The 19,617-nt window shown below is 36.6% G+C and carries 17 protein-coding genes; 12 read left to right on the top strand and 5 right to left on the bottom strand.

All coding sequences use genetic code 11. The features are described 5' to 3' along the window. Nucleotides 1-79 precede the first annotated feature (79 nt). Nucleotides 80-928 (top strand): helix-turn-helix transcriptional regulator, encoded by an 849-nt coding sequence (locus OZX59_RS05600; RefSeq protein WP_277125089.1) that lies wholly within the window; start codon nucleotides 80-82, stop codon nucleotides 926-928. Between the two features lie 75 nt (nucleotides 929-1,003). Here the strand turns inward: OZX59_RS05600 and OZX59_RS05595 are convergent, their stop codons facing one another. Beyond that, nucleotides 1,004-3,997, bottom strand: coding sequence for a TIM-barrel domain-containing protein (locus OZX59_RS05595; protein WP_277125087.1), 2,994 nt, complete (start codon nucleotides 3,995-3,997; stop codon nucleotides 1,004-1,006). Between the two features lie 158 nt (nucleotides 3,998-4,155). On the opposite strand from OZX59_RS05595, the gene nagA reads away from it, so the two are divergent. Further along, nucleotides 4,156-5,310, top strand: coding sequence for an N-acetylglucosamine-6-phosphate deacetylase (gene nagA / locus OZX59_RS05590; protein WP_277125085.1), 1,155 nt, complete (start codon nucleotides 4,156-4,158; stop codon nucleotides 5,308-5,310). A gap of 152 nt (nucleotides 5,311-5,462) precedes the next feature. Then, complete coding sequence (locus tag OZX59_RS05585; RefSeq protein WP_277125083.1) at nucleotides 5,463-7,127, top strand: IS1182 family transposase; 1,665 nt, start codon at nucleotides 5,463-5,465, stop codon at nucleotides 7,125-7,127. Nucleotides 7,128-7,164: 37 nt separating this feature from the next. Here OZX59_RS05585 and OZX59_RS05580 read toward each other — a convergent pair whose 3' ends face one another. Further along, the gene (locus tag OZX59_RS05580) at nucleotides 7,165-7,641 is read right to left on the bottom strand and encodes a nucleoside 2-deoxyribosyltransferase (RefSeq protein WP_277125081.1); all 477 of its coding nucleotides are present in this window, start codon (nucleotides 7,639-7,641) and stop codon (nucleotides 7,165-7,167) included. Between the two features lie 15 nt (nucleotides 7,642-7,656). Continuing rightward, complete coding sequence (locus OZX59_RS05575; protein WP_277125079.1) at nucleotides 7,657-8,457, bottom strand: tyrosine-protein phosphatase; 801 nt, start codon at nucleotides 8,455-8,457, stop codon at nucleotides 7,657-7,659. 143 nt (nucleotides 8,458-8,600) lie between these two features. On the opposite strand from OZX59_RS05575, the gene OZX59_RS05570 reads away from it, so the two are divergent. The 8 genes from OZX59_RS05570 to phnE (OZX59_RS05535) all read left to right on the top strand — a co-directional run bounded on the left by OZX59_RS05570 (nucleotide 8,601) and on the right by phnE (OZX59_RS05535) (nucleotide 16,176). Beyond that, nucleotides 8,601-9,080, top strand: a complete 480-nt coding sequence (locus tag OZX59_RS05570; protein ID WP_277125077.1) for a universal stress protein — start codon at nucleotides 8,601-8,603, stop codon at nucleotides 9,078-9,080. Between the two features lie 244 nt (nucleotides 9,081-9,324). Then, nucleotides 9,325-10,260, top strand: coding sequence for a phosphate/phosphite/phosphonate ABC transporter substrate-binding protein (locus tag OZX59_RS05565; protein WP_277125075.1), 936 nt, complete (start codon nucleotides 9,325-9,327; stop codon nucleotides 10,258-10,260). 250 nt (nucleotides 10,261-10,510) lie between these two features. After that, the gene (locus OZX59_RS05560) at nucleotides 10,511-11,446 is read left to right on the top strand and encodes a phosphate/phosphite/phosphonate ABC transporter substrate-binding protein (protein ID WP_277125073.1); all 936 of its coding nucleotides are present in this window, start codon (nucleotides 10,511-10,513) and stop codon (nucleotides 11,444-11,446) included. Between the two features lie 171 nt (nucleotides 11,447-11,617). After that, entirely contained in the window at nucleotides 11,618-12,556 is a 939-nt protein-coding gene (locus tag OZX59_RS05555; RefSeq protein ID WP_277125071.1) for a phosphate/phosphite/phosphonate ABC transporter substrate-binding protein, read from the top strand. A 290-nt stretch (nucleotides 12,557-12,846) separates the two neighbouring features. Next, nucleotides 12,847-13,782, top strand: coding sequence for a phosphate/phosphite/phosphonate ABC transporter substrate-binding protein (locus tag OZX59_RS05550; RefSeq protein ID WP_277125069.1), 936 nt, complete (start codon nucleotides 12,847-12,849; stop codon nucleotides 13,780-13,782). 12 nt (nucleotides 13,783-13,794) lie between these two features. Then, the gene (phnC, locus tag OZX59_RS05545) at nucleotides 13,795-14,568 is read left to right on the top strand and encodes a phosphonate ABC transporter ATP-binding protein (RefSeq protein ID WP_277125067.1); all 774 of its coding nucleotides are present in this window, start codon (nucleotides 13,795-13,797) and stop codon (nucleotides 14,566-14,568) included. After that, complete coding sequence (phnE, locus tag OZX59_RS05540) at nucleotides 14,561-15,364, top strand: phosphonate ABC transporter, permease protein PhnE (RefSeq protein WP_277125065.1); 804 nt, start codon at nucleotides 14,561-14,563, stop codon at nucleotides 15,362-15,364. The genes phnC and phnE (OZX59_RS05540) overlap by 8 nt, the downstream gene beginning before the upstream one ends. Then, the gene (phnE, locus tag OZX59_RS05535) at nucleotides 15,364-16,176 is read left to right on the top strand and encodes a phosphonate ABC transporter, permease protein PhnE (protein ID WP_277125063.1); all 813 of its coding nucleotides are present in this window, start codon (nucleotides 15,364-15,366) and stop codon (nucleotides 16,174-16,176) included. The genes phnE (OZX59_RS05540) and phnE (OZX59_RS05535) overlap by 1 nt, the downstream gene beginning before the upstream one ends. Before the next feature lie 42 nt (nucleotides 16,177-16,218). On the opposite strand, the gene OZX59_RS05530 is transcribed toward phnE (OZX59_RS05535), so the two are convergent. Continuing rightward, nucleotides 16,219-16,785, bottom strand: coding sequence for a DNA-3-methyladenine glycosylase I (locus OZX59_RS05530; protein WP_277125061.1), 567 nt, complete (start codon nucleotides 16,783-16,785; stop codon nucleotides 16,219-16,221). A gap of 277 nt (nucleotides 16,786-17,062) precedes the next feature. On the opposite strand from OZX59_RS05530, the gene OZX59_RS05525 reads away from it, so the two are divergent. After that, a complete protein-coding gene (locus OZX59_RS05525; protein ID WP_277125059.1) occupies nucleotides 17,063-18,004 on the top strand; it encodes an aldose epimerase family protein in 942 nt (313 codons plus the stop codon). A gap of 6 nt (nucleotides 18,005-18,010) precedes the next feature. Here OZX59_RS05525 and OZX59_RS05520 read toward each other — a convergent pair whose 3' ends face one another. Then, nucleotides 18,011-19,408 carry a basic amino acid/polyamine antiporter gene (locus OZX59_RS05520; RefSeq protein ID WP_277125057.1) on the bottom strand — a complete coding sequence of 466 codons (1,398 nt, stop codon included), beginning with the start codon at nucleotides 19,406-19,408 and terminating at the stop codon, nucleotides 18,011-18,013. Nucleotides 19,409-19,617: the final 209 nt, after the last annotated feature.

Raw genomic sequence — 19,617 nt, 5'->3', positions numbered from 1 at the left:
TATATTCAGTATATTTAAGTTATAATTAAAAAAACGAAAGTAGCGTATTTGACACTTTTTAAGATAGTGGGTAGCTAAGATGACGATTGGCGAATTATTGAAATCCTATCGTGTTAGACAAGGTAAGACTAAAAAGGACTGGGCCGGCAAGGTTATCAGTCCTTCATATTATGGTAAAGTGGAACAAGATCGCCACAGAATTACTGCTCAAGACTTAGTTAAATTGTTGCAGTTTAATAAAGTTCCATTAATGGACTTTTTTAGTGAACTAGATCAAAACGTCGATAATCAACGCCAATTGAAGCAAAAGATTAGTCAGGCAGTAACATATGCTTTTTATCACAAATCCAATAATGAATTATTGGCTGTTAAAGAACTTGTTAAAAACAGTAATTTGCCTGATAAGGATGAGCAGTTATTGTATATCGACGCGTTTATGGCAATGACTGATAGAGATTTGTCAGAGTTGAGCGAGGATAAGCAAAATAAATTAAGAGAGCTAATTTTTAATATTCCTGACTTCAATCGTGAAAAGCTGGAATTATATTGTAACTTTATTGACCTATATGATCTTGATAGTAACTTAGTAATTACCAAGAGAGTCATTAAGCAGTTTCAAAAGACGACAGATGTAAATATTCAAGAACTTTTATTGGGTATTATTGTTAATGTAGCTGATAATTGTATCGAACAAAAACGTGATAATGAAGCTGCACAATTGCTAGAGTTTGCTGACCAGATCCCGACTAGACCAGAAATCTTTTTCCTTAAAAATGTAATTTACTTATTTGCTAATCTGCTTAAGTATCATTTACAAAATGAGCCAATTTATCTGACTAATGTCAAGCTGGCATTACAGAATTTCACGATTTTGGGGATGCCAGAATATGGTCAACAAGTGTCAGACTTTGTCGAAAAAAATAAGTAAGAATTTGGCAAACTAAAAATAGCTTTACCTCTTAAACAGGAGATAAAGCTATTTCTTAATTTAATAATGACTTATTTATTTCTTGGCTCTAAAAAATTCGATTTCTCTAGCAGCAACTATTGCACCAGATGCTTCATGAATAGTCAGGCGTAATGATTTAGCACGCACGTCACGGAGGCCGACAACCTTGTTTTTACTATCGGCTTTCCAGTGAATATGTTCAGCGTAAGTAGTGTAATTCACCTCATCGGTAGAAATCGCAATACTAATATCAGTAGGATTACCATTATGGTCAATATTGCGTGGTACTAGTACCATACGGCTCAGTTTCTCAATATCTTTAAAGGTAAAAGTTAATTGCAGAGGCTTTTCTTTAGTAGCAACAGTGTTAGTTTGCCATTCACTAGCTAGTTTTAGGTCAGTTAAGTATTGCAATGGATGATTAGGTTCACTGGTAAAATTAGCGGTAACAGCGATATCTTTAATTGCATATTCACTAGCGGCATGTTTAGTGATAACCCCGAAGTAGTCTGACCATTCAGATACTTTATTGCCCATGACATAGCGCATTCGGATAATATAACGGGTATTGGGAGCTAATTCATGGAAAGTAAAGGAACTCCCAATAATTCCTTGGTAAAGAATCTGATTAATCTCTACTTCTACCTGACTGGTTTTTGACCAAGCAAGTTCAAAGGAGTGTGCCGTAATCTTGCTGGGATCAACTGCTGGCAACTTAGGTGATGGTAATAAACTATCAGTAATGGCGTGAACGAGGACGTTATCGCCATAAACATGATTATGAATAATGATTTCAAACTTGCTAGTAGTAATATCGCGAGCGGCTAATTTGATTTGTAGTGCCGCTTGTTTAGGAGCTTGATAATAGTTGAATGCTGGTACAGGACTGTAATTCGAATTGTAGAAGAAGCCTTCTTTAGCATGGTTAAAGGCATCAATTGTTCCAAATTCTTGTAGTGATAATCTTTGGTCATTAATCTTAACCGTTATTTGATCAGGATAAGCATCACACATAATAGTAAGCATAGTAGGTTGTTCTGGTTCAAGACTTGGATAATTACCCTGAATAGGATCAATGGTTATCGTTAGCTCATTAGCGCTTTTAATGCTGCTAATTTTGGTTTCAGTATGGTTATGAATAAAATCGTTCAGATCATCATCGTCATAAATTGTGGTACTGCTTTGTCCCTGTGGATAGAAGACAAAATTGCGCTGACCAAAGTCAAAAATACTTCCGCCGCGAACAAAAACGGGTAAGTGCCACAAAGCATAAGTAAGATGATTGTAAACTCGACCACCAGCATATTTTTCACCAGTAAACAAGTCAATCCACATGGTGCGCTGATCGGGTAAATATAGGTTATCTTTGCGTGAGCGGCCATTGGCGTCTTCACGACCATTGGTAATTGGAGCAATTAGTAAATTGGTACCAAGCATAAATTCACTTTTAAACTGTTCAGTATAATTAACTAACTCATTAGGAAAGTTAATAAATATTGGGCCGACAATTGTAGCGCCATTTTGAGCTTGATAACTTAGTGTATATAGATAGCTCTGGAACTGATAACGTAATTGTAAATATGCTTGATTAATCTCAGTTATCTTTTTATTGAAAGCAAAAGGTGTTTTACTAAACTCACCTTGATCATCAAGATTAAATAATAGTGGGGTAAAGGCTTTCCATTCAAAGTCACGAATATTAATTTGCGCATTACCGCCGCCTTGGTCGCCGTCAACTGCTGTACTAGCAAAGGGTATCCCAGACAAGCTAGCTCCAATGAGTCCAGCAACTTGGGTAGTGATGTTTTCCCAATTACCACCGATGTCGCTAAAGATGATGGCTGCTTTTGACTGCATACCTATGCTGCCGTGAGTATTTAATACTAGCGGTCGCTTGCTGTTTAGACTAGCTAGCAACTTTTCATTATCTGATGTCACTGCTGCGCTATTATTTGTTAATGTGAAGCTAGTGGTGTTTGGTAAGTCAGTTTCTTTTGCATGCCAATATCCTGGTTGCACATCTTGGCTGTGTGCATATTCATTAAAGCTCGCAAGCGCCTCGTGATCGGGTTGAGTATTATAGTTAGGGATAAACCAGCTTAAAGCAAAGTGTAGTTTTTTGTAACGATCGATCATTGCGCGAGCTGAGAATTGATAATCTTCTTCGCCGTTAAGAGAGGCCTTCTTGGTGGCAACTGTAGAATCTTGAGTACGCGTGTAATAATTTCCAGCAATTTTGCTAGCATTGCGGTCTTTAGCCTGACTTGGTTGCCATAAGGTAGTTTCATAATTACCAATATGACCTAGGCCTAAGCTATATTTTGGCGGCATTAGCGGTTTACCAGTTAAGGAATAATATTTTACTAAGATATCTTGAGTAGTCTTACCAATTAGGTAAAAAGTATCAAAAATCCGATCTTGATGACTAATAGTTGTTAGGCGATGATCATTAACGCCGAAATCATAGGTGCCTGTTTGGTTAGTATTGCGCAATTCGCCATAGCCAGTATTAGACCAAAAGAAAGGAGTTTGCGTGATTACGCCGCCTTTACCAGTAATTTGATCGTGCTTAATCTCAATTTGGCGACCTTTATGGCCGAAATAGCCATTTTGCAAACCACCACCATAGTAAAATTCGTTTTTATTCTGAACCAAAAATTCACTTGTCTGGTTAGCGTTAAGTTCTAAAGGCTTAGCTTGCGCCATCCGAGTTCTATGTAATTCCTCATCAAAAATACTAATTATAGCTGGTTCTTTTCCAAATAAGATTTGATAATGCCCAGCTTGAATAATAAGTGAGTCATTAGTTGCTCGTACTGTAGACTGATTAAAGTGAGATTGATCAAAGTTAGCTAATTGAATTAACGAAGTCTGATTTTCCTCAAAAATCTTAGTTGGATCAAGTAAAAATCGGAAAATACCGTCAGCTAATATGTAAAAGCGGGCGACTTCTCCTGTTGAATAATGCAGTTCGTAATAATTTTCACAGCGATTGGCACCAGTTAGTGAGCCTAACTGGTGTTTTGGATTTTGAATATCTTGTATCATGCTTTTGCTTCCTAATATAGTTTTACCTAGTATCCATTATAACTAAAAATTTGCTATTTTCGTTACTATTTGTGATTAAACTGGTCAAGACCAATCTGTTAGGCTAAAATAAGTTTAGCAATAACAATTTAAATTTTTAATTCAGGAAAGGGGAAACAATGACTTATTATATCCATGCAGATAAATTTTTCTTAGAAAATACCACTGAGGAGGGTGGTTATCTGGAAGTTCAAGATAATGGCAAATTTGGTTTTTATTATCGTGAAAATGAAAAACCGGCTGGCAAGATTATCGATTACACAGGTCAATGGATTGCACCGGGCTTAGTTGATACTCACGTTCACGGTTCGCTCAAAGAAGATGTCATGAAGAGTGATTGGCAAGGAATTAATCACTTGTCAGAGGGGTTTTTACGTTCAGGCGTGACTAGCTGGCTGCCAACGACTTATACGGCTGGTGCCGATACACTCATGCAAATCTGTCAGATGTTTGGCGACCACAAAGGTGAAGAAACGGGTGCTAAGATTCAAGGACTGCATTTTGAAGGCCCGTATTTTACCGCTGAACATGCAGGAGCGGAGAATCCAAAGTATCTACTTGATCCAGATATTGATCAGTTTAATGCTTGGCGCGATGCATCAAGTGGTTTATTAAATAAAATTTCCTTAGCACCTGAAAGAAAGGGAGCCAAGGAATTTATTCGTGAGGCTGTTAAAGAAGGCGTAGTGGTTTCTTTAGGACATTCTAGTAGCAATTATGAACAAGCTACTGATGGCATAGAAGCTGGTGCAACCATGTTTACCCATACTTTTAATGGGATGCCAGATCCTTCTCATCATGCACCAACAATGTCTAATGCGGCAATGGCCTTAAATAATGTTACGGCAGAGTTGATTTGTGATGGTCATCACGTTAAGCCAGCATTGGTGCGTGCTTTTGTGCAATTAAAAGGCCCAGAACATATTGCCCTAATTACTGATTGTATGGAAGCTGGGATGATGCCTGACGGCGATTATAGCTTGGGTGAATTACCAGTTTATGTTAAGGATGGTATGGCTCGGCTAAAAGACGGTGATAATTTAGCTGGTAGTATTTTGCAACTGAATACAGCTGTTAAGAATATCGTTGACTGGAATGTGGCTACTCCAGAAGCAGCAATTATGATGGCTTCTTATGTTCCAGCTAAGAGCGCTCATATTTTAGATGAGTGTGGTTCGATTGCACCAGATAAGGCCGCCGATTTCTTAGTGATTAATCCTGACATGACTTTGAGTGAAACCTATTTAAATGGTGAATCACGTTATCAAGCTTAAAAAAACAAATTAAAAGTGTCTGGGAAAAAACTAGACCCTTAAAAGCAAAAAATCCGTTAGAACCTTTGCGTTCTAGCGGATTTTTCATATACATTCTAGCCTAACCTTGTTATTATTAAATTACTACAAAAAACAAAAAAGGTGGGCTTTTCATGTATCAAAATTATATCACAGGTCAAACTGCTTTAACACTTAACTTTGACTTTTCTATTCCTAAAAATCATCTTGCTCAGGTTATCAGTGATTTTGTCGACTCGATTCCTGCCGATGTGTTGCTGGAAGACAATTCAAATACTGGTCGGCCTGCCTATCACCCAGCAATGATGCTCAAAATACTACTCTTTGCCTATTCTAGACGCGTTTTCTCTGGTAGAAAAATTGAGCGGATGCTCACAGAAAACCTCCCGATGATGGTCATAGCTAGTGGTAAACATATTTCATATCATACGATCAATAACTTTAGAGCTAGTAGCCATACCAATCAGCTGATTAAACAAGCTTTTGTCTATTTTACTAATCTTTTGCAAGCAGAAGGGTTGCTTAGAGAAGATGCCATCTTTATTGATGGGACCAAAATTGAAGCTGATGCTAACAAGTATACTTTCGTTTGGAAAAGAGCTGTCGAAAAGTTTCATACTAAGTTAAAGGCTAATGCAGTTGAGCTTTATGACGAATTGATTCAAAAAGAAGTAATCCAAGCGATTACTGAAGAAGAAGCACAAACTAGTCAGGGTCTGGCAATCATGGCAGAACAAACAGAAACTGCCATCAAGCAACTAGATGAAGCAATCGCGGCTGAGCCGAAAGTAATTCCTGGAGGTTCAACTAAAAAACGCCAAAGGCGAGGCCTTAAAAAAGTCTTGCATAAGTTGCGTCAGGATTTTATCCCCAGAGCAGAAAAGTATGAACAGGCGCAAGCAACTTTTGGTGAGCGTAATAGCTACTCAAAGACCGATCATGATGCCACTTTTATGCATATGAAAGAAGATCATATGAGGAATGGTCAGCTTAAACCCGGATATAATATTCAAGTGGCAACTACCAACCAATATGTAGTAGATTATGCACTTTACCCTAATCCAACAGACTTCAAGACTTTAGAACCTTTCTTAAAGCAAATGACAAATTTAGACAAGTTCCAGAACATCGTTGCCGATGCCGGCTATGGCAGCGAATATAATTATTCTATGCTTGAAAATGAGTATGAAGATAAACAATATTTTATTCCTTACAGCCTTTACGATAAGGAGCAGACTAGAAAGTATCAAAATGATCCCACCAAGCTGGCGAATTGGACTTATAATGAGCAAGAAGATTATTACCTTGACTGGCAAGGTGTGCGTTTTAATTTCAAACGGTATGGTAAGCGGAGGAATAAGAGTACGGGGTTAATCTCTGATCTAAAAATATATGAAGCAGATGAGTTTCAGTTAACAGCTGAATTAACTGAGCTAGCCAAAACTAAAAGCGGACGCCAAAGGCAGGTGCAATACAATCCCAATTGGCAATATTTAAAGGAAAAAGCTAAACAAACTCTTCAAAGTAGCGAAGGCAAACGGATCTATGGCTATAGAAAAACTGACGTAGAGCCAGTCTTTGGACATATGAAGAACGTTTTTGGCATGCGCAGAACACACTTGCGAGGGAAGAAAAAGGTCGAAACCGATGTAGGCTTGATGTTCATGATGATGAATTTGAGCAAATATTGGAGTAGAAGAGGTGGCGGAAAACTTCTTTTACAGGAAATAAGCAATAAAAAACAGATCAAGATTTTCTTATTACGAAAACTTGGTCTGTTTTTAAGTCTGAAAAGCTAGTTTTTTCCCAGACACTTTTTTATATATCGTGGTTTCTTTAATAAACAGCTCCGTCATAGAAATTATAACGAGGCTTATTGAAGTCAAAATCTTTTAGTTCACTAATTTTAATGGCGTTATCGCAAGCACCCCAACTCATTAAGTTGATTGGCTTACCATAATCTTCGTCTGGCATAACTAATAAAATATATTTTCCTTGACCTACGGCGTAACCCATTTCCATTGCTAAACCTGGATCTTCTTCATCTGGCAGATAAACGCCAAGTACAACATCACTTGATTTAATACCAACTAAATCGCCATTGTATGTTGCAGTTGCCCATTCGCGATCATGTAAGTATTCAGGATGCTCGGCTACATTAATCCCTTTGTATTGATTATCTAGTGGGACATAGCTGTTTTCTAAATCGATCGTAGGGTTGGCTTTTAGTGCTTGCATGGCTGCCTGATAAGCATCATTTTGCTTTTCATTAAACCAACCAGCACCAAAATAAACGGTCTTTGTTTTCGTCATCGGTCTTTTGCTCCTTTATTCTAAATAGATTTTACGCAACTGACTGATTTCAGCATCAGTCAATTTCATAATATCACGCAGATAGTTGTTAACGCCACCATAATTTTTATCAAGCGTTTCGAAAACATGGTCAATGTATTCAGGGTGAACGGTTTGGAAGTCCTTAAGAATATTTAAGGTAGCCTCGTTTGCTCCTTTTGCTTTGGCTTTAGCTAGGAAATCTTCGACAAAATCCGCGGTTGTCACGTTGGTTAATAAGTAATCTTGCTTAATGGTTTGAGCAGGAACACCTAAAGCGCTCAAAATGAGCAATGCACCAAAGCCGGTTCGATCCTTTCCAGCTGTACAATGGAAAATTAGACTTTGACCGTCTTGATCATTGGCTAGTAGTAGATCAAAGAAATGACGGTAAGCCTTTTGTGCGGAAGCGCTAGTAATCATATCGTCGTAGGCAATAAACATATGCTTAAAACCAGCCTGCGGATCTTTTTCGCCCATGGCAACGACATTTTCAACACTGCTAAAAGCATTAGTTAAATCTTCGCTAAAAACGGGATCAAAATCATAGCTAGCACCTTCAGGAATTCGATCGGGTTCGGCTTCAGCTTCGGTACTACTTCTGAAGTCTACGATGTATTTCACACCGTAATCTTGCAAAAGCTTTTGATCATTTTCATCTAGTGTTCCTAAGTTTGCCGTCCGCAATAATTTATGCATCTTTACGGTTTTGCCGTCTTTAGTTTGGTAACCACCCAACTCGCGAAAGTTCCGTCCACTTTTGACACCAATTAGTTGGTTTTTAAGTTTTTCTGTCATCTTTTCCATCCTTGCCTTTTGACTTTTAAGTTCTATTTTAGCAATAAACCTTTTTATAAACAATTACAAAAAAGCCGAGTTAATTCAAAACTATGTTAAAATAAAATCTAAAGTAGAATACTATATTTTTAGAGGATGATTACATGAGTACGAAAAAAAACAATATTTTAGTTCCAGTTGATGGCTCGGATTCTGCTGAAAGATCTTTTGATAAGGCAGTTAAGATTGCGCTATCAGAGGGGGCGCACATTGATATCTTAAATGTGATTGATACCAGACAATTTTTGGGTGAAATGCAAGATACGGTGATTACTAGCGATACTTTTTATCAGATGACCCAGGATGCAGCTGAATACCTCAAAAGTCTTAAAACTTGGGCTCATGATAATTTTGACTTTGATGATATCGATTATCACATTCGTTATGGCAGTCCAAAGGCGATAATTTCCTATGACTTTATTAAAGATCATCATAATAATTTGATTATTATGGGAGCAACAGGGTTAAATCGAGTTGAGAGAATGTTAATGGGCTCAGTAACAGAATATGTTAATCAGCATGCTCTGGCTGACGTATTGATTGTACGCACGGATATTAACAATCAGCCTCTTAAACAAAAATGATTTTTTTGCTGAATGCTCTTTCATTTTAGCTTAAAATCTGCTATCATCTTGATTGGTTAATTTTGTGGCTAAAGGAGATGGCAACAATGACGATGAATGTTCAAAATTCCAGTATCAATTTTGTTGTTCAGCTTTTACAGTTTCCAAAATTAAATAATTTAAAGTGTAATTTCAAGATGGACTTGATGTGAATTACTTAGGTAATTTGCATTGAGTCTTTTTTTGAGCTTTAGGGAGGCCGATGATGAAGAAATTTAAGCGGATAATGATAAGTGCGTTAGCTGCAATTAGTGTAGTGACTTTAACAGCTTGTGCTAATCAAAAAGAGTCAAAAACTAGTAAAAGCAATGATCCCAAGTCGTTGAATGTGCAATTTGTTCCTAGTGATGCTTCTGGTCGTATGGAAGGTGAGGGTAAACCGTTAGAAAAGATGCTCTCGAAACGGTTAGGTATTCCAGTTCATGTGACTACTTCGACTGACAATAATGCCGAAATCGAAGCTATGAAATCCAAGAAGGTTGATGTTGGCTTTTTGGCGGCTGATGCCTATGTTCAAGCTCATAAGCAAGGTGCAGCCGATGTACTTTTGCAATCTGAGCGTTATGGTATTAAGCAACCAGGCGGAACTTGGACTAAGAAATTGGTACACACGCTGCGTGCTGAGATAGTTGTCAGAAAAAATTCTAACATCAAGAGTTGGAAGGACTTAAAAGGTAAATCAATTTCAATTCAAAGTCCAACTTCAACAACTGGTTATATCTTTCCAGTGGCAGAATTAAAGCAAAAAGGCTTAGACGTAACCAAAAAGTGTAAGTTAGTCACGGTTAATGGTCACGATATGGCAGTCTTAAATGTTATGAGTGGCGATACTGATGCGGCTTTTGTCTTTGAGGATGCACGTAATAAAGTCTTAAAAGATGCTCCTAAGATTAAACAAAAGGTAGTGCCGATTTACTTTACTACACCAATTCCTAATGATACTATCTCGGTTTCTCCAAGTATGCCGAAAGCATTTCGTAAGAAGTTGGCTAATGCTTTTATCGATATTAGTAAGACTAAAGACGGTCAAAAATTAATCCAAAAAATGTATGACCAATATGGTTATCGTAAGGCTAAAGACAGTGATTATGATATAGTTCGTAAGTACGAGAAAATCGCCCAATCACTTAAAAAGCATTAACTTGGTTAAAATTTATTGTTGCAGCAACCCGAACATTTATGCTATATTATAATCTTAACGAACGTAAATATTAGTGGGAGGTTGAGGGCAATGATGAATAATATTCTTGAATTAGCAAAGAATTATTACTGCTTGACTGATTATGCACATAAATTAACAATGTTCGTTTTTATTGAAATATTAAATAAAGGTATGATGTGATTTTGCATCATGCCTTTTTACGTGTGCAATTATGCCATGGAGGGGCAAAATGAAAAAAATAAGACGGTTTTTATTAGGCTTTGTTGCGATTTTGGGTACAGTATTGTTAACAGCTTGTTCACAGCAAACTTCACAATCAAAAAGTAAAAGTTATACGCCCAAATCGTTAACTGTAGAGTTCGTTCCCAGTATTGCAGCTAATAAGTTGGAGGGACGGGCTAAGCCATTAGAGAAAATGCTTTCTAAAAAACTAGGTATACCAGTACATGTATTAGTCTCAACTAGTGATAACGCGCTAATGGAGGCAATGCGTTCTAAGAAAGTGGATGTCGGCTTTTTGCCGCCTGATGGTTATGTGGTCGCTCATCGACGCGGTGCAGCTGATGTATTATTGCAATCTGAACGCTACGATATCAAGCAACCAGGTGGTCGCTGGACTAATACGTTAACTAAATCGTTTAGGGCAGAAATTGTGGCACGCAAGGACTCTAAAGTAAAGAATTGGAAAGATTTAAAGGGAAAATCAGTTTCGATTCAAAGTCCCACCTCAACTGCTGGTTATATTTATCCGATTGCAGAATTGAAGCAAAAGGGCTTTGATGTTTTGAAAAATTGTAAATTAGTGACAGTAACAGGTCATGATCAGGCTGTTTTGAATGTGTTAAATGGTGATACGGATGCTGCCTTTGTGTTTGAAGATGCTCGTAACAAGGTGTTAAAGGATTATCCGAAGATTATGAGTAAAGTAGTGCCAATTTACTTTACCAAGGCACGAATTCCGAATGATACTGTTTCGGTAGTACCTAGCATGTCTAAAGCATTTCGGAAAAAGCTGTCTAAGGCTTTTATTGAGATTAGTAAATCTAAAAAAGGCCATAAACTCATTGAAAACGTCTATGCTCATGAAGGGTATGTACCAGTCAAAGACAGTGACTTTGATACTGTACGCAAATATGAAAAGATTGTTAAGACAATGCAAAAATAATTAAACAGGAACGTTAACCCTTACTGCTCATTGGGATAGCAATCTTGTGGGAGCTGAATTTTAAATTTTAACTGGTAAATACTATATATTGTGGTATAGTGATATTGAAAACTATATGTAGTGGACGTAAAAAGACATAATTTTTTAAAATAATCTTCTGGAGTAGCTAAAATGACCAAATTAAAAAAAGTAATTATAACGTTTTTCTTGTTGTTGTTAACTGTAGGTGCAACAGCTTGTTCAAACAAAAAGGAAACTTCAAGCAAGAGTAACTCTCCTAAATCAATTAATGTACAGTTTGTGCCAAGTATTTCAGCCAATAAGTTGGAGTCTCGGGTTAAACCGATGGAAAAATTGTTATCAGATAAGCTTGGAATTCCGGTTCATGTAACCATGTCAACTGACTACAATACGGTAGTTGAAGCAATGAAATCTAAGAAAGTTGATGTTGGCTTCCTACCGTCTGATGCCTATGTAATGGCACACAAGCAACATGCAGCTAATTTACTGTTGCAGGCGCAGAGGTATGGTATCAAGCAACCTAATGGTCAGCAAACTGATAAGTTAGTTAATTCATATCGTGGTCAAGTTGTGGTTAAAAAGAGCTCTGCTATTAAGAGCTGGAAAGACTTAAAAGGTAAGTCAATTTCTGTTTCTAATCCGACATCTGATTCTGGTTATGTTTTTCCAGTGGCAGAATTAAAGCAAAAAGGTCTGGATGTACCTAAAAGTTGTAAGTTGGTAACAGTGACAGGTCAAGATCAAGCTGTGTTAAACGTCTTGAATGGTGATACAGACGCGGCTTTTACCTTCGAAGATGCTCGTAATAGTGTTAAAGAGGACAACCCAGATATTATGTCTAAGGTAGTGCCGATTTACTTTACTAAGCAAATTCCGAACGATACTATTTCGGTTGTGCCGGATATGCCTAAATCCTTCCAGAAAAAGTTAGCCAAAGCCTTTATTGAAATTGGAAAATCTAAAAAAGGTAAGAAAATTATCGAAAGAATTTATAGTCACGAGGGTTATACTTACGGTAAGGATAGTGACTATGATGTCATTAGAGAATACAATAAGGTAATTGCATCAACTAAAAAGAAGAACGATTAAACTAAATAAACCAAAAATTATCCGAAAAAGTTGACTGAAATTCCTTTGCTAAAACGAATATTTTTGTTATCATTGATAAGAATGTATACAGTATAGCTGAAAGGGAGTGAAAGCCATGCAAAGATATGAAGAGCGTAACGCGTTCATTAGTGTTTTTGCAGTTGTTGCTTTTATTCCCCACAGAATAAGAGTATTGTTCGCGTTTTATTTGAAAGAATTATTGAAAGACTTAAGATTAATTCACGTTTGTGTTTTTGCATTAAGTCTTTTTTTGTGTCTAGGAGGGCATAATGAAGAAGTTTAGAAAAGTTCTAGTTGGTGCTGCTGTTTTTTTGGTAGCAATAATGGCAACCGCTTGTTCCAATAAGAGTAAGCAAGAAAGCCAAGATAGTTACACACCCAAGTCTTTAAAAGTGCAATTCGTACCTAGTCAAGCTGCAACTAAGCTCGAATCACGTGCTAAGCCACTTGAAAAAATGCTTTCCGACCGTTTAGGAATTCCGGTTCATGTATCAATGTCAACTGACTATAACACGGTAGTTGAAGCGATGAAGTCTAAAAAAGTCGATGTTGGTTTCTTGCCACCAAATGGATATATCTTAGCGCATAAACAAGGTGCAGCTGATGTGTTGTTGCAAGCCCAAAGATATGGCGTTAAGCAACCCAATGGTCGACCAACTAAGGACTTAGTTGATTTTTATCGAGCAGAGATTGTTGCTAAGAAAGGTTCTAAAATTAAGAGCTGGAAAGACTTAAAGGGTAAGTCAATTTCTGTGCAAAGCCCAACTTCATCTGCTGGTTATGTTTTTCCAATTGCTGAATTAAAAGAAAAAGGCTTGGATGTTCCTAAGAGTTGTAAATTGGTAACTGTTACTGGTCAAGACCAAGCTGTCTTGAATGTCTTAAATGGTGATACAGATGCAGCCTTTGTCTTTGAGGATGCCCGTACAATCGTTCAAAAAGATAACCCAAAGATTATGGATCAGGTTGTCCCAATCTACTTTACAAAGCCAATTCCTAACGATACGATTTCGGTTGTTCCAAGCATGTCAAAATCTTTCCAGAAAAAATTAGCTAATGCCTTCATTGATATTGGTAAAACCAAGAAGGGTAAGAAGGTAATTGAAAGTATTTATACTCATGAAGGTTATGTTCGCGCTAAAGATAGCGACTTTAACGTTGTGCGTAAATATGAAAAGATTATCGAATCAACCAAAAAGAAATAGAGGATATATCTGATGGCAAATTCTTCAACACAGCCAATTATTGAATTAAAGAATGTACAAAAAATCTATGGCAAAGATATTGTTGGCTTAAAGGATGTTAATTTAACAATTAATCAAGGTGAGTTTGTAGTTATTGTTGGCTTATCAGGTGCTGGGAAGTCGACTTTATTACGATCAATTAATCGGTTAATTGATATTACTTCAGGTGACATTTTAATTAATGGTAAATCAATTACGCAAGCTAAAGGTAAGAAGCTGCGATTATTACGGCGTAATATTGGAATGATTTTCCAAAGCTTTAATTTAGTTAAACGTTCAAGTGTTCTGCGGAATGTTTTGACTGGACGTGTAGGCTACTATCCAACTTGGAAGAGTAGTTTGAATTTATTTACTAAAGAGGATAAGCAAAAAGCATATGAAGCTTTAGAGCAGGTGGATTTAGCTGATAAGGTTTATGCACGAGCTGATGAATTATCAGGTGGTCAACAACAACGGGTTGCGATTGCCAGAGTTTTAACTCAGAATCCAGATATAATTTTGGCAGATGAACCAACTGCTTCGCTAGATCCGCAAACTTCACGTCGTGTATTACAGGATCTAAAAATGTTAAATGAAAAGCATGGCATGACTGTCGTAATTAATTTACATAGTGTCGATCTGGCTCGGGAATTTGGTAAGCGAGTAATCGGTGTGCGTAGTGGCGAGATTATTTATGATGGCAAAATGAGTGACACATCTGAAGCAACTTTTGCCCAAATTTATAACGGCGGTGAGCAGGATGACTGATACCAATAAGGAAACGCTACTGGAATTACCTAAGAAAAAATTCAAAGTTATGAATTTGCTGTGGGTCATTATTTTTGTAGCTGGATTATTTGTTTCAACAGATGTTACTAATACCAATTTAGGGGCGTTGTTTGCCAACTTTAGCCAATTTACAGATATTTTTATTCAGATGTTACACCCTGATTGGTCTTATTTAGGTTCGGTTATTCCCTTACTCTTAGAGACAATCAAGATGGCTATTTTGGGAACAGTCATTGGTTCTGCTTTGGCCTTTGTCTATTCGTTGTTAATTGCACGTAATATTATTAAAAATAAGGCAGTTACTGGCGTTTTAAGATTAATTATGAATATTATCAGAACAATTCCGGACTTGCTGCTTGGGGCAATCTTTGTAGCAATTGTCGGAATTGGACCAGTTGCCGGTGTTTTAGCATTAGCGATTTGTACTTTTGGAATTGTTGTTAAATTGTTTTATGAGGCAATTGAAACGATTGATCCTGGTCCAATTGAAGCATTGATCGCAGTTGGTGCCAATAAATTACAAATTATTATGTTTGCTGTTTTACCACAAGTAATTACGTATTTCATTTCATATTGTTTGTATGCTTTTGAAATTAATGTCCGAGCCTCAACTGTACTTGGCTATATTGGTGCTGGTGGTATTGGACTATATCTGCAACAGACGCTGCAAGTCTTTGATTATGCCAAAACGGGAACAATTATTATTGTAATTATTTTGGTTGTGGTCTTAATCGATTATGTTTCGTCTAAATCTCGGGAGGCGTTGATGGAATAATGAATACAAAAATGAAAACTTTACCTCCTAAACCAGTTGATTCGAAAAAAAGATTATTGCACTGGTCACTAGGGATAGTCACTGTTGCATTAATTGTTTGGTCTTGTACTGGAATGGACTTTGGTGGAATTAAGGCAACGGCTGGACAGATTGCTGGTGCGATTTTTAGTGGGATTTTTCATCCTGATTGGTCATATGTGTATAATGGTAGCGGTGAAGATTTGGTTTCACAATTATGGCAAACTATCTGTATTGCATTTTTAGGAACGTTTATTTCTGCAATAATTTCCTTACCATTTGCTTTTTGGGCTGCGCATACGAAACATAAAAAATGGTATGTCTCGCGTACAGGTAAGATAGTTTTAGCAATTGTTCGGTCATTTCCAGAAATTGTGTTGGCCTTAATGTTTATTAAAGCAGTTGGTCCGGGTTCGGCAGCCGGGGTGTTGGCCTTAGGATTTCATTCAGTTGGGATGCTAGCAAAGCTATTTTCTGAAGCAATAGAAAACTTGGATGACGGTCCAAATGAAGCTGTTACGGCAGTTGGAGGATCTAAAACTAATGTAACGATGTTCGCAACTTTACCTAACTTAATGCCAGCTTTAATCTCTAATACATTGTACCGATTCGATGTGTCAATTCGTTCAGCTTCAATTCTTGGTTTAGTTGGTGCTGGTGGTATTGGTTATCCGTTAATTATTGCTTTGCAATATCGCCAATGGGATCGTGTAGGAATTATCCTATTAGGTATCATTATCATGGTAATTGTGATTGACTGGATTTCGGGTATGATTCGGAAGAAGCTAGTTTAATAACTAAAAAAATAAGCAATGCTTAACTGCAATGCTTATTTTTTAGCCATGATATTTAAATACACAGTATTCTAAGTGATCATTAATTAAACCAATACTTTGCAAATATGAATAGATTGTAACTGGGCCAACAAATGAGAACCCATCTTTTTTCATTTGCCTAGCTAAGTCAGTAGCAACAGAATTGGTAGTAGGTAAGCTCTCGGTATTCTCAAAATGATGCACAATTGGTGTTTTAACAAATTGTTGTAAGTATTGAGCAAAGCTGCCTTGGGTTACTTCAATTTTTAAAATCATTTTGGCATTATTAATTGCAGCAGTAATCTTCATCCTGTTACGTATGATAGAACTATCCTGCATTAGTCGAGTAATATCTGTTTCGTCCATCTTTGCAACAGTTAACAAATCAAAATCATTAAATGCTTTGCGAAAGTTGCTTCGTTTATGCAGTACAGTTGACCAACTTAGACCAGATTGAAATGACTCTAAGACTAGCATTTCGTAAAGATGTTTTTCATCTAAGTTTAGTTTTCCCCATTCATGATCATGATATTTCTGCATTAAAGTATCACTGTCGGTGCACCAAGGACAGCGTTTTGTTTCAGTCATGATAAAAGTCTCCTTTGTTCACTATTTTACTTGATTTTAAGTAAGTACGCAAAAAAATGTGGAATTTTTTGCAACTATAAAGAAAATACTTTATAGTTATTGTGTAAGCGAATTCAATGCCTACCAATTTTAGCTTTGGTAGTATTTAATAAAATACTTAGGAGATAGTATTAATGATAAATAAAACGAGTGGGACAACAGTAGATTTTGATGAATATCAGGAACAAAAAATTAAAAGTTCAGTTTGACCAATCAACATGGAGTTACTCTTTCGATATTGAGCTTAGGTTCAACAATCTATGAAATTAGTGTTCCAACTAAAACTGGTAAACGTAATTTAGTATTAAATTATGCTCATAGTCGAGATTATTTAGATAATCCCTTCTATGTTTGCATGGCGATTGGGAGAACTGCTGGACGAATTGCTAATGGAAGATTGATGCTTGATGGTCAAACTATTCAATTACCAACGAATGAAGGTTCAACTACTCTTCATGGGGGTGCTCAAGGCTTCAATACACAAATTTGGCAGGGTGAAATTGTTCATGCGACTAATGAAGATGTGATCAAGATGTATCACGAACAAGCTAGCAGTGACGGCTTTCCTGGTCAAATGCTAGTCTGTGTTACGTATTCCTTAACTAAGGATGATGTAGTAGAGATTAAGTTTAGTGCTAATAGTAATGAAAAGACGGTTTTTAATCCTACACAGCATACCTATTTTAACCTTGGTAAGACTGAGACTATTAAGCAGCATTGGTTAAAGATAAACAGTAATCAAGTTTTAGAATTAGATAAGCAAAAGATCCCAACTACCAAAAAATTGCCTGTTGCTCAAACATCGTTTGATTTTCAAGGTTCAACTAAACTTGGAACAGCAATTGCGGCAATGAGTGACACAAACGAAAAAGGCCTTGACGATCTTTTTGTAGTTCAACCTGATGAAAGTGGAATAATTGCGGAGCTAGCAGATCCAGAAACCAATATCAGTGTAGCAATTGAATCTAAGCGTAATGGATTAGTCGCTTTTACTGCTAACTCCTTTACTGAAGAGCACATGAATCTAATTAGAACAAAAGGTGTTGGACGGCCATACGCAGGGATAGCTTTAGAACCTGAAACTTTGACTGGTCTGGAAAAAGAAAATGATTTTTCTGAGATTGAGTTACAACCAAATAGACCAAAGTCTTATACAATCAAGTACCATTTACACTTTTAAAAATCATTATAGTGATAGTTTTCCAGTGATTAAGACTATTAAGGCAGATAGACCAATAATTGTAATAATTGCGATAGCTAGTTTTTCTGGTAAAGTTAATTTTCGCTTCGCTTTGATTGTGCGATAGTAAAGATATAGACCAGGAATATAAATAATTGTACAGGCAAGAAGATATTTTAAGCCAGCTGAGAGAATCCCAATTACTTCAAAAATCAATGTACCTACTCCAATTAATAATTGTAGTAGGTTTTTTTCTTGCCAGGAAATCTTGACTTGAAAGGCAGCAATAATTAGATAGGTAATGATAATGGCAACAGTACTTAGACTATAGGTTAATTTGTATGCTTTATTAGTAAATAATAGACTGATTAAAAATAGTTGAATTACTGTACCGGTTACTAATAATGCGGTTGTTGGTGCCCCGAAACTATTTTTATTATTCAGCTTATTAGGTAAAAGTTGATCTTGAGCCATTGATTGCATTGTTTCTGAAGGTAAGATAGTTCCGGAAATTAAAGTACCAAGTGAAGATAAAAGTACCCCCACAGTAATTAATAAGCCTCCCCAATTTCCAACTATTTTACTTAACAAGTAGGCCATAGGTGGTTGAGGAGCATTAATCAATTGTTTTCGAGTGAAATAGCCATAAGGTAAAATCGAAGTTAGAATATAAATTACGAGTAATAAAATAACGCCTACTAAAGTAGAACGTCCTGCAGTTTTTTTACTTTTTGCGCGTGCGGCTAAAACAGTGGCTCCCTCTAATCCGACGAAGAGCCACATCATAACTACAAAACAATTTTTTACTTGTGAAAAAGTAGTCTGCAAATTGAAGGAATTAGTCAGATTACCCCAAAAGTTACGAGAGAGAAAGCCAGCTTTAAAAACTACCCAGCTAATAATGATAAAAGTGATAATTGGAACTAATTTGCAAATTGTAATAATTGAGTCTAGAAAAGCAGCATTTTCAATCCCACGCGAAACTAATAAAATTAACAGCCATGTGCAAATACTAGCCCCTGTAATTGTGTAAGGGCTATTACTTTTAGAAAAAATTGGTAAAAAACTCCCTAATGTACTCATGAAAACAGTTGAGATTGCGACATTACCTAGCCAGCCTGACATCCAATAACCCCAACCGCTTAAAAAGCCAGTGAAATCGCCAAACCCTTTTTTGCCGTAAGCAAAAATACCATCAAGTTGAGGGCATTTATTGAGTAAATTATTAAGTGTTGCTGCTAGTAATAAGCTTCCTAAGCCAACAATTCCCCAAGCAATTAGGGCAGGACCAGGTGCGGCTGCTTGCGCTAACTGACTGTTGAGAGCGAAAACTCCCGCCCCAATTGAAGCAGTTACAATTAACATGACTAAAGTGAAACCGCCTATTTTTTTCTTTTTTTCCATTATCCTTGAATTCCTTGTCCATCAATTCACTATCTTGGAAGCGCTTATATAATAACACATTATTTTAATAGAGGCAAAGAAAAAACAGAAAATATTCACATACAAAATACAATTGATAATAATTTAACTTATCACAAAAGAATTGGATAAAAAATACATTTCAACAGAATAAGTTGAAATGTATTTTTACAAGTACTTAATATAGGAGG

Source organism: Lactobacillus sp. ESL0681, from assembly GCF_029392835.1.
Lineage (GTDB): Bacteria > Bacillota > Bacilli > Lactobacillales > Lactobacillaceae > Lactobacillus.
This window is presented reverse-complemented; position numbering and strand designations above follow the sequence as displayed.

Bases quoted from the DNA above. Each gene is read 5' to 3' on its own strand.
- OZX59_RS05600 (WP_277125089.1), top strand. From the start codon at position 80: ATGACGATTGGCGAATTATTGAAATCCTATCGTGTTAGACAAGGTAAG.
- OZX59_RS05595 (WP_277125087.1), bottom strand. From the start codon at position 3,997: ATGATACAAGATATTCAAAATCCAAAACACCAGTTAGGCTCACTAACT.
- nagA (WP_277125085.1), top strand. From the start codon at position 4,156: ATGACTTATTATATCCATGCAGATAAATTTTTCTTAGAAAATACCACT.
- OZX59_RS05585 (WP_277125083.1), top strand. From the start codon at position 5,463: ATGTATCAAAATTATATCACAGGTCAAACTGCTTTAACACTTAACTTT.
- OZX59_RS05580 (WP_277125081.1), bottom strand. From the start codon at position 7,641: ATGACGAAAACAAAGACCGTTTATTTTGGTGCTGGTTGGTTTAATGAA.
- OZX59_RS05575 (WP_277125079.1), bottom strand. From the start codon at position 8,457: ATGACAGAAAAACTTAAAAACCAACTAATTGGTGTCAAAAGTGGACGG.
- OZX59_RS05570 (WP_277125077.1), top strand. From the start codon at position 8,601: ATGAGTACGAAAAAAAACAATATTTTAGTTCCAGTTGATGGCTCGGAT.
- OZX59_RS05565 (WP_277125075.1), top strand. From the start codon at position 9,325: ATGAAGAAATTTAAGCGGATAATGATAAGTGCGTTAGCTGCAATTAGT.
- OZX59_RS05560 (WP_277125073.1), top strand. From the start codon at position 10,511: ATGAAAAAAATAAGACGGTTTTTATTAGGCTTTGTTGCGATTTTGGGT.
- OZX59_RS05555 (WP_277125071.1), top strand. From the start codon at position 11,618: ATGACCAAATTAAAAAAAGTAATTATAACGTTTTTCTTGTTGTTGTTA.
- OZX59_RS05550 (WP_277125069.1), top strand. From the start codon at position 12,847: ATGAAGAAGTTTAGAAAAGTTCTAGTTGGTGCTGCTGTTTTTTTGGTA.
- phnC (WP_277125067.1), top strand. From the start codon at position 13,795: ATGGCAAATTCTTCAACACAGCCAATTATTGAATTAAAGAATGTACAA.
- phnE (WP_277125065.1), top strand. From the start codon at position 14,561: ATGACTGATACCAATAAGGAAACGCTACTGGAATTACCTAAGAAAAAA.
- phnE (WP_277125063.1), top strand. From the start codon at position 15,364: ATGAATACAAAAATGAAAACTTTACCTCCTAAACCAGTTGATTCGAAA.
- OZX59_RS05530 (WP_277125061.1), bottom strand. From the start codon at position 16,785: ATGACTGAAACAAAACGCTGTCCTTGGTGCACCGACAGTGATACTTTA.
- OZX59_RS05520 (WP_277125057.1), bottom strand. From the start codon at position 19,408: ATGGAAAAAAAGAAAAAAATAGGCGGTTTCACTTTAGTCATGTTAATT.